We start from the raw sequence: 14,922 nt of genomic DNA on the forward strand, positions 1-14,922 counted from the left end.
TGGTCGCCCACACGACCGCCGCGCGGCTCAGACCACCGGGCGCAGCGGGGTGTCGTCGCGCGGGCCGTGCCGGCACAGCTCCGTCCACGCGGCGGCCAGCCGGTCCACCAGCTCCGCGAGCACGTCGGGCTCACGCAGGAACGGAATCCGCAGGTAGCTGTCGTGGCGGCCCGTGGGGTCCATCATCGACCCGGGCACGATCTCAACCCCGTGCCGGAGCGCGAGCTGGGCGAACACGCCGGCGTCATGCCCCTCGGGCAGCGCCACCCACAGCGACGACCCGCCGTCCGGACGCCGCCACCGCCACTCGGGAAGCCGCTCGGCCAGCAGCGTTTCGAGCAACGTGCAGTGATCGAGCTGAACCCGGGCGCGGCGCTCCCCCAGCTCGCCCAGCCGTGGCACCAACCGGGCGGCCACGGATTGCTCGATCAGCGGACTACCCAGATCGGCCATCGCCTTGCGCCGGGCACACCGCTCGATGATGCCCACGGGACCCCGGACCCAGCCGACCCGCAGCCCGCCCCAGACGCCTTTGAGTGACTCGACGGTCAGCGTCTCGCACCCGCGCGGCGCGTACCCGGCCAGCGGGCTGGGCAAGGCCACGTCCCCGGGGGTGAGCCGGTCCCCGGCGTAGGCGTTGTCCTCGACCACCGCGACGCCGTGCCGCGCCGCCAGCTCGGCGACACGCCGCCTGCGCGCGGCCGACATCAGCCGTCCGGTCGGATTGTGGAAGGTGGGCATCACGTACACCAGCGCGGGATTGCGCTCGGCGAGCGCGGCGGCCAGCGCGGTGGGCTCGATGCCCTCGTCGTCGAGCGGCACGGGCACCAGGTCGGCGTCGTGCTGGCGGAAGATGTCCAGGCACGGCGACCAGCTCGGCGCCTCCACCACGACCGACGGCGCCGCGCGCAGGTAGACCTCGGCGAGCAGGACGAGCGCCTGGTGCGCGCCGGAGGTGATCAGGACTTCGTCGGGCGAGGTCGGCAGACCCTGCGCCGTGTAGTGCTCGGCCACCGCGCTGCGCAGCGCGGGCAACCCTCTCGGGTGATAACCCGGGTCGGCGAGCAGGTCGGCGATGTCGTCACGGGCCACCTCCTCAAGGGCACGCGCCACCTCCGGCACCCCCTCGTCCGCCGCGCAGCTCAGCGAGATCAACGGCCCGGTGCCGTCGATGAGACGCTGCATGATGGCGGTGCCCGAGCCGTTCTGCACGCGACCGTCGGCCCGGGGCGGGCGCCTGTCGCCGCTGATCCGCGTACCGCTTCCCTGCCTGCGGTCGAGCACGCCGCGCGTGCGCAACTCCTCGTAGGCCGTCACGACCGTGGCCCGGCTCACGGCGAGCGAACGGGACAGTTCGCGCTCGGAAGGCAGCCGCTCGCCCGCCGCGAGGGCGCCGTCCTCCGCCGCGCGTGCCAGCGCGTCCGCGAGCTTGCGGTACAGCGGCCCGGGGCCGGTACTCCAGTCGCCCAGCAGCATGGCCAGTGCGGCCCCGTGCTGAAAACGGTCCACTTCGCCACCCATTGGCCCTACCTCCAGTCCACCATTTCCCGGACTCTAGAAGACAGAAGGTCATGAATGAAAGTGGCCCGGACCAATCGAGAGAGGAAGGTACCGTGCTCGTCACCGTGTCGTTCGTGGTCGTCACCGCCGCCCTGCTGGCGGCCGTCGGCAGGGCCGTGGTGCTGCCGATCCCGGACCCGGACGTCGATCCTCCGTTCGCACGGACCATCGCGAAGGGAGCGCTCGTGGTCTGGCTCGCCGGTCAGGCACACGCCGACCGCGTCGAGGCCTACATCGACGCCCTGAGCGGCCGGCGGGCCCAGCCGGCCCTTCCCTCGCGGTAACGGGAGTCCGGGCCACCGCGTCACCGGCGCGGTGGCCCGATGCGGGCCTATCGGCGGTAGTGGGCGGCGAGGCCGGTCCGCCCCGGCGCGACCTCGGGACGCAGCACCAGCTCCTCGTCGTAGTCCCCGCTGTCCTGGCGCCGGAAGGGCACCGGCTCCTCCTCCGGCAGGGAGGCCAGGCGCGCGCGCAAGCGGGCCGCCGCTTCGGCGTAGTCACTGTCAGTGGACCGGTCCGCACCGTAGACGGCGAACGGAGCCAAGGGCGCCATGCCGGCGTAGAAGCTGATCCCGTGCTGGATCGGGAAGAGAAGATCCTCCAGCGCGCCGTGCACGCCCCGCGGCCCGAAGGCGGACTCCCGTCCCCCGATGGTGGTGACCACGAGCGCCCTCCTGCCCTTCAATCCGCCGTCGCCGTAACGCAGTGTCGCGCCGGTGGCGGGGTCGGTGACTCCGTAGGCGAAGCCGTTGACGAACACCCGGTCGATCCATCCCTTCAGGATCGCGGGCATCCCGTGCCACCACAGCGGAAACTGCCACACGACGGTGTCGGACCAGCGCAGGTGGTCCTGCTCGGCGCGGATCTCCGGGCACAACCGCCCCTCCCGGTGGGCCTGCTTCGCCGCGGCGCCGACGTGCAGCCGGCGGCCCGGGTCGTGGTCGAAGTCGGCCGCGTCGACGACCGGGTTCCACTTCATCGCGTAGAGATCGCGCACCCGGACCTCGTGCCCGAGCCCGGTCAGCGCCCGCACGCCCTCGCAGGCGAGCGCGGCGGTCAACGAGCGGGGGTCGGGGTGAGCGGTGATCCAGAGAACCTTCATGCCGCTGAGCATGCTCGCCTTCGGCACCCCGGACGAGTGGCTCGACGGACATCATGTGCAAGAATCCAGCCATGTGCGCGACGAGACACCGGGTGGCGGTTCTGGCCCGGGACGGCGTGCTCCCCCTGGAACTGGGCCTGGTGCACCAGCTGTTCGGCACGGCGCGCTCTCCCGAGGGCGACGTGCTCTACGACGTGCGTACCTGCGCCCCCGCGCCCGCGCCCGTCTCGGTGCGCACCGACGCCGACTTCACCCTGCGGGTCGAACACGGTCCTGAGCTGCTCGCCGAGGCCGACACGGTCGTCATCCCCGGCAGCCACGACCCCGACGCGACGGAGACCACCGGCGAGCTGTCCCCGCCGCTCGCGGAGGCGCTGGGCCGCATCACCCCGGGCACGCGGATCGCCTCGGTCTGCACGGGGGCGTTCGTGCTCGCCGCGGCCGGACTGCTGGACGGGCGCCGGGCCACCACGCATTGGCTCTCGGCGGAGGAGTTCCGCCGCCGCCACCCCGCGGTCGAACTCGACCCGGACGTGCTCTACACCGACTCCGGTGACGTGCTGACCGCCGCGGGCGAGGCGGCCGGAATCGATCTGTGCCTGCACATGATCCGCGGCGACCACGGCGCGGCGGTGGCCAACGACGTGGCACGCCGCACGGTCGTGCCTCCGCATCGAGAGGGCGGTCAGGCGCAGTACGTGTCGCTGCCGGGCCCCGCCGACCAACCGCACGGCGCCGCCACGGCCCAGGCGCGCGAGTGGGCGCTCGAACGCCTCGACCGGCCGCTGACCCTGGCCGATCTCGCCGCGCGGGCGTCGATGAGCACCCGCACGTTCACCCGCCGCTTCCGCCGCGAGGTGGGTGTCTCGCCCGGGCGTTGGCTGCTCCAGCGCCGCGTGGAACGGGCCCGCCAGCTCCTGGAACGCACCGACCTGCCGGTCGAGCGGATCGCGACGGCCGTCGGGTTCGGGACAGCGGTGTCGCTGCGGCAGCACCTGCGCGCGACGCTGGGGGTGTCGCCGAGCGCCTACCGCGGCACTTTCCGGGGGGCCGGGCTCCGTGCCGGTTCCGACGGCACGGCCGACACCGGCGGCACGCCGGAGCGCTCCGCCGAGCCCGCACGGGAATGAGGGGGCGCGCCGTCGCGTTGTGCCATCGGAGACACCACCCTGTCCCCACGCCCGGCCGCGTCGCCGGGCGTGGGTGTGGTGTGCACGGAATGTCCGCGCCTTCGCCCGCGTTGCCTTACCAGAAGGAGGGTGCAGAATTGGCTGACGCGACACTGACCGCGACCCGCGGGCGTGGCCGGGGGGCCACCGAGGAGCCCGACATCGTCCGCTACTACCTCGACGAGGTCGGCACGACGTCGCTGCTCACGGCCAACGAGGAGGTCGAACTCGCCAAGCGGATCGAGGCGGGCGTCTACGCCGCCGAACTCCTGCGCCGGGCCGACGCGGGCGAGGGCACACTTCCGGCCGACCGGCGCGACCTGCGGCTCCTCGCGCGCGACGGCGCCAGGGCCAAGGACCACATGGTGCGCGCGAACCTCCGGCTCGTGGTGACGGCGGCCCGCAAGAACCGGCACACCAGCCTCCCGTTGCTCGACGCCATCCAGGAGGGCAACCTCGGGCTGATCCGCGCGGTGGAGAAGTTCGACTACGCCAAGGGCTACAAGTTCTCGACCTACGCGATGTGGTGGATCCGGCAGGCCATCCAGCGCGGCAACGCGTTCCAGGCGAACACCATCCGGCTGCCCATGCACGTCGGCGAGCAGGTCGCCAAGCTCGATCGGCTGGAGCGCACGCTGCAGGCCCACAGCGACCACGAGCCGACCGTCGAGGAGCTGGCCGAGGCCGCCGGCATGCCGGTGGAGCGCGTGGTGGCGTTGCGTCAGGCGGGCAAGTCGACCGTGAGCCTGGACGTGCCGCTGGACGAGGACGGCGAGCTGCACCTCGGTGACCTGGTCACCGACGGCGCCGTGCCCGCGGTCGGCGAGGGCATCGAGCGGCAGGCGATGACCGACGAGCTCAAGGCCGCGCTGGACAGCCTGCCCGCCTCGGAGGCGGCGGTGGTGTCCCTGCGCTACGGGTTGCGGGACGGCCACCAGCACACGATCCCGGAGATCGCGCAGCGGCTCGGGTTGAGCCGCAAGCGGGTGCGCACCCTGGAGCAGCGCGGCATGGAGATGTTGCGCGACCCACACCGCAGCGAGCCCTTGCTCGACTGGGCGAGCTGAGGCGCCCACACCGTCGTCGGCATCGTCGCGGGTGCCGGATGACGCCGCGCGCTCTAGGATCGGTGCGTGGAGTTGCCCGTCCTGCCCCCGGTGCGGCCGATGCTGGCCGCGCTGGTGCGTGAGCTGCCGGAGACGCCGGGGCTGTACTACGAACCCAAGTGGGACGGCTTCCGCTGCGTGGTGTTCCGGGACGGCGACGAGCTGGAACTCGGCTCCCGCAACGACCGGCCGCTGACGCGGTACTTCCCGGACCTGCGCGAGCCTCTGGCCGAGGCGCTGCCCGCGCGGTGCGTGGTCGACGGCGAGATCGTCGTGGTCACCGGGGAGGGCCTGGATTTCGACACCCTGCAGAACCGCCTGCACCCGGCCGCCTCCCGCGTGCGCAAGCTGGCCGCCGAGACTCCGGCCAGCTTCGTCGCCTTCGACCTGCTCGCCCTCGACGACCGCGACCTCACCGCCGAACCGTTCGCGCGGCGACGGCGGTTGTTGGAGCAGGCCCTGAACACCACGCCCACCCGGGTGCACCTCACCCCGCTGACCGACGACCCCGACACCGCCCGGGACTGGTTCACCCGTTTCGAGGGCGCCGGCTTCGACGGCGTGATGGCGAAGGCCCCGGACACGCCGTACCAGCAGGACCGGCGCGCGATGTGGAAGGTCAAGCACGAACGCACCGCCGACTGCGTGGTGGCCGGGTTCCGGTGGCACAAGGACGGGCGCGGTGTCGGATCACTGCTGCTCGGCCTCTACGACGAGGCGGGCACCCTGCACCATGTCGGTGTCGCGAGCAGCTTCGCCGCGCGCCGCCGCGCCGAGCTGGTGGACGAGCTGGCCCCCCTGCGTGAGGGGGCGTTCGACGAGCACCCGTGGCGCGACTGGGCCTCCGCCGACGAGCAGGCGGGCCGCATGCCGGGCGGGCTGAGCCGGTGGAACGCGGGCAAGGATCTCTCGTGGGAGCCGCTGCGCATCGCCCGCGTGGCCGAGGTGCGCTACGAGCACGTGCAGGCCGGGCGCTTCCGCCACGGCGGAAGGCTCGTGCGGTTCCGCCCGGACCGCGACCCGGCCTCGTGCACCTACGCCCAGCTCGACGAGGTGGCCCCCGCCGAGCTCACCACGCTGTTCGACGAGGTGCGCGGGGTGGAGACGCGATGAGCGACACGGTGCTGATCGAGGTCGACGGCACGGACGTGCCGATCTCCAGCCCGGAGAAGGTGTTCTTCGGGCAGCGGGGCGAGACCAAGCTCGACCTCGTGCGCTACTACCAGGCCGTCTCCGGCCCGGTGCTGGCCACGCTCGGCGGACGGCCGCTGCTGATGGAACGCCACCCTTCCGGGGCAGGCGGCAAGTCGTGGTTCCAGAAGCGGGTGCCGAAGTCGGTGCCGCCGTGGCTGCGCACCACCGTGGTCACCACGCCGAACGGCACCACCGCCGACGCGCTGGTTGCCGCCGACCTCGCCCACGTGCTGTGGGCGGTCAATCTCGGCTGCCTGGGCTTTCACGTGTGGCCGTTCCACGCCGACACCCCGGAGGTCGTCGACGAGCTGCGGGTGGATCTCGACCCTTCGCCCGGGGTGACGTTCGCGCAGGTCCGCCAGGCGGCGCTGCTGGCCCGCGAGTTCCTCGGCGGGCTCGGACTCACGGCCTACGTCAAGACCACGGGCTCACGCGGCCTGCACCTGTACGTGCCGCTGGAGCCGCGCTGGGACAGCTACCAGGTGCGCGCGGGCGCGGTCGCCCTGGCGCGGGCGCTGCAGCGCGAGCATCCCGATCTGATCACCGCGCAGTGGTGGAAAGAGGAGCGCGGCAGCCGCGTGTTCGTCGACTACAACCAGAACGCTCCGCACAAGACCGTGTTCGGGGCGTGGTGCGTGCGCCCGCGCGCCGACGCGCCGGTCTCCACGCCGATCGGCTGGGACGAACTGCCCGACGTCGTCCCGGCAGAGCTGACGCTGGCCACCGTGCCGGGCCGCCTGGCCGAGCGCGGCGATCCGTGGGAGGCGATGCGCGCCGATCCCTGCTCGCTGGAGCCACTGCTCGAACTCTCCCGGCGAGATCTCGCGGAGGGGCGAATGGACGCGCCATGGCCTCCGGTGTATCCCAAGCAGCCGAACGAACCGCCTCGCGTGGCGCCGAGCCGGGCGCGCCGCACGACGCCGTGACCCCCGCGCAGACGCGGAGCACGCCCGGCCGGGCATACCGGGTGCGGTGACGGCGAGCGGCCCCGGGCCGCCTCGCCACGGGCAGCCTCCGTCCGCGGACACGCCCCGGCCCGCTTCGCGCCGAGCCGGTCAGGACCGGTTCTTGCGGCCCTCCCGCGCCCGCGCGGTCTGCCTGCCGCTGGCCTTTTGCAGGGCGTCGACGAGTTCCTTCTTGTTCATCGACGAGCGGCCCGGGATGTCGAGCTCCTGCGCGCGCTCGTAGAGGTGGTGCTTGCTGGCGTTGGCGTCCACTCCGCCCGCCGTTGAGGCGCTCGGCTGCCCGGCGCCGCGACGCGCCTGCTTGTCGGAGGGACCCTTGCTCTCCTTGGGTTCCCAGTGGTCGCCGACCTTCTCGAACTGGTGCTTGAGCGCGGAGTACGCGGTCTGGTGCGCGCGCCGGCCCTCGCCGTAGGTCTCCACGGCCGAGTCGTGCGCCTCGATCCACGTGCGCTGCGCCTTCTCCGGCGACCGCTGCAACGTGCTGGGTAACTCCTGGCGTCCCGGCATGACCCCTCACCTGCCTTGTGTGCTCTGCTCCGCCACACGGCGGTTTTCCGGTCCGTCACCGTGCCAAACCGCCACCCCGCGTGGCCGGGCGTCGAAGGCGGGCCGAGGAGAGGCGTGCGAGACTCGGCTCCCGTGCGGCACAGGCGGATCGGCGTCATCCCCGGCGACGGGATCGGACCGGAGATCGTGGCGGCCACGCTGTCGGTTCTCGAGGTACTCACCACTCGGATGGCCACGCCGTTCGCGCTCGACGTGGTCGAGATCGACGCGGGCGCGGACACCTACCGCCGCACCGGCGAGGCGTGTTCGCCGGAGGACCTCCGGCGGGTGCGCGAGGACGTCGAGGCCACGCTGAAGGGTCCGGTCGGGCTGCCGGAGGTGCGCACCCCGGACGGCGTCGAAGCGGGAGTGCTGGGCGGCGTCCTGCGCACCGGTCTGGACACCTACGCCAACGTGCGTCCGGTGCGCCTGCTGCCCGGGGTGGACTCGGCCCTCTCCCCCTCGCGCGCTCGCAGCCCCGGCGGGTGGCGCGGCCAGGGCCGCGCCGGCCCTGCCGACAGCGCGATCGACTACGTGCTCGTGCGGGAGAACACCGAGGGCCTGTACGCCTCGCGCGGCAAGGGGGTCGGCAATCGCTGGGCGGTCAGCGACACCCTGCTGACCACGCGCGAGGGGTCGCTGCGGGTGGCGCGGAGGGCGTTCGAGCTGGCCGCGCGGCGCTCGGGCGCTCCCGCCGACGGCGTGCGCCGCGTCACCTGCGTCGACAAGAGCAACGTGCTGCGCAGTCACGCCCTGTTCCGGGAGATGGTCACCGAGGCAGCCGCCGGATACCCGGACGTGGAGCTGGAGTACCGCTACGCCGACGCCGCCGCGCAGGACCTCGTGCTGCGCCCCGGGCACTTCGACGTCCTGGTGACGGAGAACTTCCTCGGCGACGTGCTCAGCGACCTCGGCGGCGCCACGGTCGGCGGCATCGGCCTGTGCCCGGCGGGCAACATCGGCGACGGTCCGGCCTACTTCGAGCCCGTCCACGGCAGCGCACCGGAGCTCGCCGGGCAGGAGAGGGCCAATCCGGTCGGGCAACTGCTCGCCGCGGGCATGCTGCTCGACCACCTCGGCCACGACGACGCGGCCCGGAGGCTGGAGGAGACCGTGGCCTCGGTACTGGACACGGGCGGTGTCCGCGTGGCCGCCGACGGCACGGTACCGGGCGGGGCCCGGGCCGTCGCCGACGCCGTGATCGCCGCTCTACGGGTGTGACCGATACGGCGGTCCTGGCCGTCGAGGGCTCGGTACTGGAACAATGGCCGCTGTGTTGTGGCTTGAACTCGACGGCGCCGTGAACGTTCGTGACGTCGGTGGCATTCCGACCGACGACGGTGACAAGACCACGCCGGGGCGGCTGCTGCGGGCGGACAACCTGCAGGACCTCTCCCCCGCCGACATCGCGCTGCTGACCGATCAGCTGCGGCTGAGCACCGTGGTCGACCTGCGCTCGCCGTCCGAGGTGAGCGCGGAGGGCCCCGCTCCCCTGACGCGGCTCGGTCACATCACGCATGTCAACCACTCGCTGCTGCCCGACCACGCCTACGACGGGGGCGCCGAGGCCCTGCTGGTGCGCCGTAAGCGGGAGGAGGAACGCTACCCTGGCGACCCGTCGTGCGCCCACTACCTCGGCTACGTCGAGCACCGGCCGGACAGCATCGTCGGCGCGCTGCGGGCGGTGAACGATTCGCCGGGGGCTGCGCTGGTGCACTGCGCGGCGGGCAAGGACCGGACGGGCGTCGTGGTGGCGTTCGCGCTCACCATCGCGGGGGCGCGGCGTGAGGACATCGTGCGCGACTACGCCGCGACCGGGCAGCGGTTGCCGCGGATTCTCGCCCGGTTGCGCGGCTCGCCGACCTACGCGGGCGACGTGGACAGTGTTCCGGAGGACCGGCACCGCCCGCGCGCGGAGACGATGGAGGCGTTCCTGGAGCAGGTCGACCGGCGGCACGGCGGCGTGCTCGACGTTCTCGCCCGCAACGGCTTCACCGACGACGAGGCCGAAACCCTCTACCGCAAACTCCGCAGCTAACCCGACCGTTCCCACCAGCGCGCGAGTTGCCCTTCACCACCCGCGAGTTGCCCTTCACAGCCCGCGAGTTGCCCTTTCCCGTCCGCGAGTTGCCTGTTACAGCGCTCGAGTTTCCCTTCACAGCGCCCGAGCTGCCGTTTACAGCGCGCGAGTCGCGCCGCGCAGCTCGCGAATGCGCCCTGTCGCGCTGACTGCGGAGTCACACCCGGATGAGATGCGAGTGCCCGTGACAGCGGTCGAGTTCCCGGAAGGGAGCGATGCACACTTCCCAGGCGTGAGGCGGAACCGTTCGCGACACCGCTGAGAGTCCTCGGCTTGCTCCAACGGGCCACGCGGATGCCGGAAGCCACCGCGAGCCGCCCTCGGGGGCATCGCCACACGCACGACGAAGCGCGCGTCTGGCAGCACGCTCGGAGGCGGCCCGAGTGGACACACGCGATCGTCCCCGCTCGGCTCGGGCGGCATCATGCTGCCCAACCACGCCCCAGATCATCGCCGAGCGGTTCGGCACCCCTAACCACGCTGTGCCCGGACCGCATCGATACCCGGGCGATAGGGGCAACACCGTGAGCCGCGCGAGCGTACTCGCCGACGCGAAGGGGCAACTCCCGCACGGGAAGGGGCAACTCGCGGACCGGAAGGGGCAACTCGCGGGCGGGAGGGGGCAACTCGCGGGCGGCAGGGGTGGGGGGTGCGGGGTACGATCCGCGCATGTCCGCTGCCCGTGGGGGCCCTACGACCGTGGTGGACGCGACAGCGGTGTAAAGCACGCGTTAGAGTCTGCTCGATCTCACCCGATCGAACGATAGACAGACGAACGAGACGGAAGCTGTATGCAGGAACAACGTGAGCAGTGGGGCACCCGGGCGGGATTCCTCCTGGCCGCGATCGGTTCGGCCGTCGGCCTGGGGAACATCTGGCGCTTCCCGTACGTCGCCTACGAGAACGGCGGCGGGGCGTTTCTCCTCCCCTACCTGGTGGCCCTGCTGACGGCGGGCATCCCGCTGCTCATCCTCGAATACACCATCGGCCACAAGTACCGCGCCTCCCCACCCACTGCGTTCCTCCGGCTGTCGAAACCGGCCCAGCCCATCGGCTGGTGGCAGGTCATCATCTGTTTCGTCATCGCCGTCTACTACGCCCTGATCATCGCGTGGGCGGTCATGTTCACCGGCTTCTCGGTAGGCACGTCCTGGGGTGACGACCCCGAGGCGTTCCTGTTCGAGGACTTCCTGCGGCTGTCGGACGCCCCCACCGGCGAGTTCTCCTACGTCGGCGCCGTTGCCGTGCCCCTCATCGCGGTCTGGGTGGTCACGCTCGCCGTGCTCGCGATCGGCGTGCGGCGGGGCATCGAACGGGCAGCGCGTATCTTCATCCCCCTGCTCGCGGTGCTGTTCTTGATCCTGGTGGGCCGCGCGCTGACGCTGCCCGGCGCCAGCGCGGGCCTCGATGCCCTGTTCTCCCCGGACTGGTCGGCGATCACCGACGGCAGCGTGTGGGTGGCCGCGTACGGGCAGATCTTCTTCTCGCTCTCCGTCGGCTTCGGCATCATGATCACCTACGCGTCCTACCTGCGCCGCCGCGCCGACCTCTCCGGCTCGGCGCTGGTGGCGGGTTTCGCGAACAGCTCGTTCGAGATCCTGGCGGGCATCGGCGTGTTCGCCACGCTCGGATTCATGGCGGCCAGCACGGGCGAGCCGGTCGGTGAGGTCGCCACCAGTGGCATCGGCCTCGCGTTCGTCGCCTTCCCCGAGATCATCTCCAGCATGCCCGCGGGCGAGGTGTTCGGCGTGGTCTTCTTCGCCTCGCTCACCATCGCCGGACTGACCTCGCTGATCAGCATCGTGCAGGTGGTCGTCGCGTCGGTGGCCGACCGCACCGGGCTGCGCCGCGTGCCCGCCGTGCTGATCGTGGGCGGCGTGACCGCCGTGGTGTCCATCGTGCTCTTCCCCACCACGCACGGCGTGCACTTCCTCGACGTGGTCGACCACTTCATCAACCAGTACGGCATCGCGCTCGCCGGGCTGGTCGCGGTGGTCGTCGTGGCCTGGCTGGTGCGCGGCCTCAAGCCGCTGTCCGACCACGCCAACGAGTCCTCGGCCGTGCGGGTCGGCCTGCTGTGGCGGATCACCCTCGGCGTGGTCACCCCGGTGGTGCTCGGCTGGATGATGTGGGACAGCCTCAGCGCCGAACTCGCCGAGAACTACGAGGGCTATTCCACCGGCTTCCTGCTCGGCGCGGGCTGGGCCGTGGCCATCGGAGCGATCGTCGGCGGGATCGTGCTGTCGCTGCTGCCCTGGAAGGGCGGTAGGCAGCCCGAGCCCGCGACCACCGACGTGGAAGGGGTGCAGCGCTGATGTCGACCGGCGCCATCATCATGCTGATCATTTCCATCCTCCTGGTGTGGGGCGGGCTCGCCGTCTCGATCCTGCTGCTGCGCAGGCACCCGGACCGTCCCGACGAGGAGCTCTGAGCCGTCCGCTCACTCTCCGTCTCACCACGCAGGCCCCCTTCCCCGTCGCAGTGCGGGGAAGGGGGCCTGCGCACGTGGGCGGGTGCATAGCAGCCGTGCGGCGGGGTAGCCGCAGAGCGCACCCGAGTGAGCGAGGAGGGCACGCGTGAAGTACCAGGACCTCATCGAGTGGGTACGCCGCGACGCCGAACTGGGCGGCACCCGGGAGGCCCGGGAGACGGTCGCGGCGGTTCTGGCCACCCTGGCGCACTGCCTGTCACCGGCGGACCGGGACCGCGTGGCCGAAAGCCTGCCCGGCTCGCTGGAGAACGCCGCCGAGGTGCCGGGGCCTCCGGAGATTCGCGACGGTGCCGGGCTGGTCGTCGAGGCCGGGCACCGGCTCGGGGTCGGCGCCGAGCGCGCCCGCTACCTCACCCAGGCGGTGATCAGGGCTCTGCGCGCGGGCGATCCCGCACTCGTCGACCACCTGCGGTCCACACTGGCCTCGGACGTGCTCGCCGTGCTCGAACCCACCGGCGAGCCGCCGGGGCGCGCCGAAAGCGTGCGCCGCGAGGTACCCACCGAACTGTCCGACACCGACGTCGCGAGCGTCCTGCGCCGCCTGCCCGAGTGGGAGGGAGACCGCACCGGGATCTCCCGGACGGTCCGGTTGCCCGCCGACCGGCACGACCCCCTGGTCAACCAGGTGCAGCGGGTGGCAGCCGAGTTCAACGACCACGCGCGCGTCTCCCGCAGTGGCGACGCGGTCACCTTCACGGTCAGCACGGGCTCCGGCGTGGTCACCGAGCCGGACGTGCGCCTGGCCGAACGCATCGATCAGGTGGTCACGGACGTCGGTTCCGGCGGACGGCCCGGCTGACCCGGTTCCGCACCCACCACCCGATCGCGCGGGTCACGCGGCCAGCGGCATCCGGGCCTGATCGACCAGCCCGTCGGGTCCGGCGCGTTCGAGCAACGCGTCGGCACGGCGGCCACGCAGCTCCAGCGTCATCACGGCGTTGCCGAAGCACGGGCCGACGGTGCGCGACCAGCGCACCTCGGGCGGGGCCACTCCCGCGCGTCGGGACCACCAGCGTGTGAGCCGTTCCAGCGGTTTCGACCACGCCACCCTGAACGCGGCGGCGAGCACCGGGGGCGCGGCGTTGTGCATCGGCGAACACGTGAGCTGGTGCACCACACTGCGCATCGGCCCGGGGAACCGGGCGCGGGCGATGTAGCTGTGGTGCACATCGCCGGAGAGCACCAGGATCGACGCCGGAGCGCCGGGCGCGCCGCCGATGTGCGCGAGCAGCCGGGACAGCCGGTCGAACGAGGAGCGGAACGCGGCCCAGTGTTCGAGGTCCACCGCCTGCCGGAGCGTCTCGGCCACCCGGCCGCGCAGGCCGGGACGGCGGCAGGCCACTTCGTTGAGCGACTCGACGTGCGAGATCGCGGGCGGCAGCAGCCAGGGCAGTGAGGTGCCGACCAGCAGGTGGTCACAGTCTGTGTCGGCGTTGCGCTCCACCCAGCGGAACTCGTCCTCGTCGAGCATGGACCGCCGCCCGCCCGCGAGGATGCGCCCCGCCCTGCTGTCGACCATGAGCAGGCACACTCGGCCGAACATCCGCCGGTAGCTCCACCGGGTGGCCTTCGCCCCGGTAAGGTCGTCGTCGGCGATCTCGGCGAGCGCGCGCAGCGCGGGCGTCTTGTCGCCCGGGCCGTTCAGCACGACGGCGGCGGTGGCGTCGTCGGCCAGTTCGGTGGGCCCGAGATTGCCGAGGTGCTGATACACCCAGTACGTCATGAACGCGCTGCGGAGCCGGCCGGACCACCACGGCCGCCGCCGCATCCGCTCCCGCCACGCCTGCGAGGTGTTCCAGTCGTCGCGCACGTCGTGGTCGTCGAAGATCATCGAGACGGGCACCGTGGACATCAGCCACCGCACGGCCGGGTCGGACCACGTCTCCAGGTAAAGGTGGGCGTACTCGTCGAAATCGAGCACCTCCGCGCCGGGCGGTTCGTCGAGGTTACGGCGGGTGGCCAGCCATCGGCGTGTCTCGGCGCTGGGTTCGTCGGCGTAGACCTGGTCGCCGAGCAGCAGGAGTGCCTGCGGCCACTCCCCCGGCGGCCACCCGGCCATGCGGAGTGCGTAGCGCACGAGTGCGTCTCTGCCCTGGCCCTGTTGGGCTGCGGGTGTGCGGCAGGACCCGAAGACCAGCCGCACCCGGGCGTCGGCGGTGCCGGGCAGGGTGCGGATACGACTGGGCGGGAACGGCGACGCGGCCTCGGGCCAGACCGTCCGGCCGTCCAGGCGGACGGTGTAGTCGTAGCCGGTGCCCGGCTCCAGTCCGGTCAGCACCACCAGCGCGTAGTGGTGGCCGCACACCTCGAAGGTCGGTGCCGTGGTGCCGAGCACGGTGACCGCACAGGCCGCGCTCGTCTCGACCCACACGGTGGCGGAGGTGTCGTCGGTGTGCCGCAGCACCGGTCCCAGCACGAGTTCGGCGTTTCCCACGGCCCGAGGCTAGTGCCGGTGGCCGCGCACGGCAGTGGGTCAGGGCGAGCCGTGCGTCACGCCCTCACCCCGATCCGACGTCGCGCACCTCGGAGCCGCCCGCTCGGGCGCGCGCGGCGGTACCGTGCTGGTGTGCCTGGTGTGTCCGGTGTGCCCGGTTCCGGGCGTGTGGGTTCCGGACCGGCACGCCCGCCGGTCGCGGTGGGCCGATGGGCGGCACGACTGGCCACCGCCGTGGCCACCCCACAAGCAAGTTGACGACGAGGTAGACCCTT

At 72.4% G+C, this 14,922-nt stretch carries 14 protein-coding genes; 10 read left to right on the forward strand and 4 right to left on the reverse strand.

The window, feature by feature from the left end:
* Positions 1–27: 27 nt before the first annotated feature.
* Positions 28–1,521 (reverse strand): aminotransferase-like domain-containing protein, encoded by a 1,494-nt coding sequence (locus SACSA_RS0112520; RefSeq protein ID WP_019816275.1) that lies wholly within the window; start codon positions 1,519–1,521, stop codon positions 28–30.
* A 92-nt stretch (positions 1,522–1,613) separates the two neighbouring features.
* Here SACSA_RS0112520 and SACSA_RS0112525 point away from each other — a divergent pair, with 92 nt between their 5' ends.
* Entirely contained in the window at positions 1,614–1,844 is a 231-nt protein-coding gene (locus SACSA_RS0112525) for a hypothetical protein (protein ID WP_019816276.1), read from the forward strand.
* A gap of 47 nt (positions 1,845–1,891) precedes the next feature.
* Here the strand turns inward: SACSA_RS0112525 and SACSA_RS0112530 are convergent, their stop codons facing one another.
* Positions 1,892–2,662, reverse strand: a complete 771-nt coding sequence (locus SACSA_RS0112530) for an NAD(P)H-dependent oxidoreductase (protein WP_028661822.1) — start codon at positions 2,660–2,662, stop codon at positions 1,892–1,894.
* A gap of 71 nt (positions 2,663–2,733) precedes the next feature.
* Here SACSA_RS0112530 and SACSA_RS22725 point away from each other — a divergent pair, with 71 nt between their 5' ends.
* The 4 genes from SACSA_RS22725 to ligD all read left to right on the forward strand — a co-directional run bounded on the left by SACSA_RS22725 (position 2,734) and on the right by ligD (position 7,057).
* Entirely contained in the window at positions 2,734–3,792 is a 1,059-nt protein-coding gene (locus SACSA_RS22725) for a GlxA family transcriptional regulator (RefSeq protein WP_232212944.1), read from the forward strand.
* 137 nt (positions 3,793–3,929) lie between these two features.
* Positions 3,930–4,898, forward strand: coding sequence for a sigma-70 family RNA polymerase sigma factor (locus SACSA_RS0112540; protein WP_019816279.1), 969 nt, complete (start codon positions 3,930–3,932; stop codon positions 4,896–4,898).
* A gap of 66 nt (positions 4,899–4,964) precedes the next feature.
* The gene (locus SACSA_RS0112545; RefSeq protein ID WP_019816280.1) at positions 4,965–6,050 is read left to right on the forward strand and encodes an ATP-dependent DNA ligase; all 1,086 of its coding nucleotides are present in this window, start codon (positions 4,965–4,967) and stop codon (positions 6,048–6,050) included.
* Positions 6,047–7,057 (forward strand): non-homologous end-joining DNA ligase, encoded by a 1,011-nt coding sequence (gene ligD / locus SACSA_RS0112550; protein ID WP_019816281.1) that lies wholly within the window; start codon positions 6,047–6,049, stop codon positions 7,055–7,057. Before SACSA_RS0112545 ends, ligD begins: the two co-directional genes overlap by 4 nt.
* 129 nt (positions 7,058–7,186) lie before the next feature.
* Here ligD and SACSA_RS0112555 read toward each other — a convergent pair whose 3' ends face one another.
* Positions 7,187–7,603 (reverse strand): ChaB family protein, encoded by a 417-nt coding sequence (locus SACSA_RS0112555; protein ID WP_019816282.1) that lies wholly within the window; start codon positions 7,601–7,603, stop codon positions 7,187–7,189.
* Between the two features lie 114 nt (positions 7,604–7,717).
* On the opposite strand from SACSA_RS0112555, the gene SACSA_RS0112560 reads away from it, so the two are divergent.
* From SACSA_RS0112560 to SACSA_RS0112580, 5 genes are all read left to right on the forward strand, one after another.
* Positions 7,718–8,863, forward strand: a complete 1,146-nt coding sequence (locus SACSA_RS0112560; protein WP_232212945.1) for an isocitrate/isopropylmalate dehydrogenase family protein — start codon at positions 7,718–7,720, stop codon at positions 8,861–8,863.
* 52 nt (positions 8,864–8,915) lie between these two features.
* Positions 8,916–9,680 (forward strand): tyrosine-protein phosphatase, encoded by a 765-nt coding sequence (locus SACSA_RS0112565; RefSeq protein ID WP_028661823.1) that lies wholly within the window; start codon positions 8,916–8,918, stop codon positions 9,678–9,680.
* Between the two features lie 833 nt (positions 9,681–10,513).
* Positions 10,514–12,037, forward strand: a complete 1,524-nt coding sequence (locus tag SACSA_RS0112570; protein ID WP_019816285.1) for a sodium-dependent transporter — start codon at positions 10,514–10,516, stop codon at positions 12,035–12,037.
* Positions 12,037–12,153: a methionine/alanine import family NSS transporter small subunit gene (locus SACSA_RS24650; protein ID WP_019816286.1), complete on the forward strand. Its 117-nt coding sequence runs from the start codon at positions 12,037–12,039 to the stop codon at positions 12,151–12,153. Before SACSA_RS0112570 ends, SACSA_RS24650 begins: the two co-directional genes overlap by 1 nt.
* 145 nt (positions 12,154–12,298) lie before the next feature.
* Positions 12,299–13,012, forward strand: coding sequence for a DUF2267 domain-containing protein (locus tag SACSA_RS0112580; RefSeq protein WP_019816287.1), 714 nt, complete (start codon positions 12,299–12,301; stop codon positions 13,010–13,012).
* A gap of 33 nt (positions 13,013–13,045) precedes the next feature.
* On the opposite strand, the gene SACSA_RS0112585 is transcribed toward SACSA_RS0112580, so the two are convergent.
* Entirely contained in the window at positions 13,046–14,647 is a 1,602-nt protein-coding gene (locus SACSA_RS0112585) for an alkaline phosphatase D family protein (RefSeq protein ID WP_019816288.1), read from the reverse strand.
* Between the last annotated feature and the right edge of the window lie 275 nt (positions 14,648–14,922).

Source organism: Saccharomonospora saliphila YIM 90502 (assembly GCF_000383795.1).
Lineage (GTDB): Bacteria > Actinomycetota > Actinomycetes > Mycobacteriales > Pseudonocardiaceae > Saccharomonospora > Saccharomonospora saliphila.

Excerpts from the sequence above, each read along its gene's own strand:
- ligD (WP_019816281.1), top strand. The coding sequence starts at position 6,047 with ATGAGCGACACGGTGCTGATCGAGGTCGACGGCACGGACGTGCCGATC.
- SACSA_RS0112520 (WP_019816275.1), bottom strand. The coding sequence starts at position 1,521 with ATGGGTGGCGAAGTGGACCGTTTTCAGCACGGGGCCGCACTGGCCATG.
- SACSA_RS0112530 (WP_028661822.1), bottom strand. The coding sequence starts at position 2,662 with ATGAAGGTTCTCTGGATCACCGCTCACCCCGACCCCCGCTCGTTGACC.
- SACSA_RS24650 (WP_019816286.1), top strand. The coding sequence starts at position 12,037 with ATGTCGACCGGCGCCATCATCATGCTGATCATTTCCATCCTCCTGGTG.
- SACSA_RS22725 (WP_232212944.1), top strand. The coding sequence starts at position 2,734 with ATGTGCGCGACGAGACACCGGGTGGCGGTTCTGGCCCGGGACGGCGTG.
- SACSA_RS0112555 (WP_019816282.1), bottom strand. The coding sequence starts at position 7,603 with ATGCCGGGACGCCAGGAGTTACCCAGCACGTTGCAGCGGTCGCCGGAG.
- SACSA_RS0112570 (WP_019816285.1), top strand. The coding sequence starts at position 10,514 with ATGCAGGAACAACGTGAGCAGTGGGGCACCCGGGCGGGATTCCTCCTG.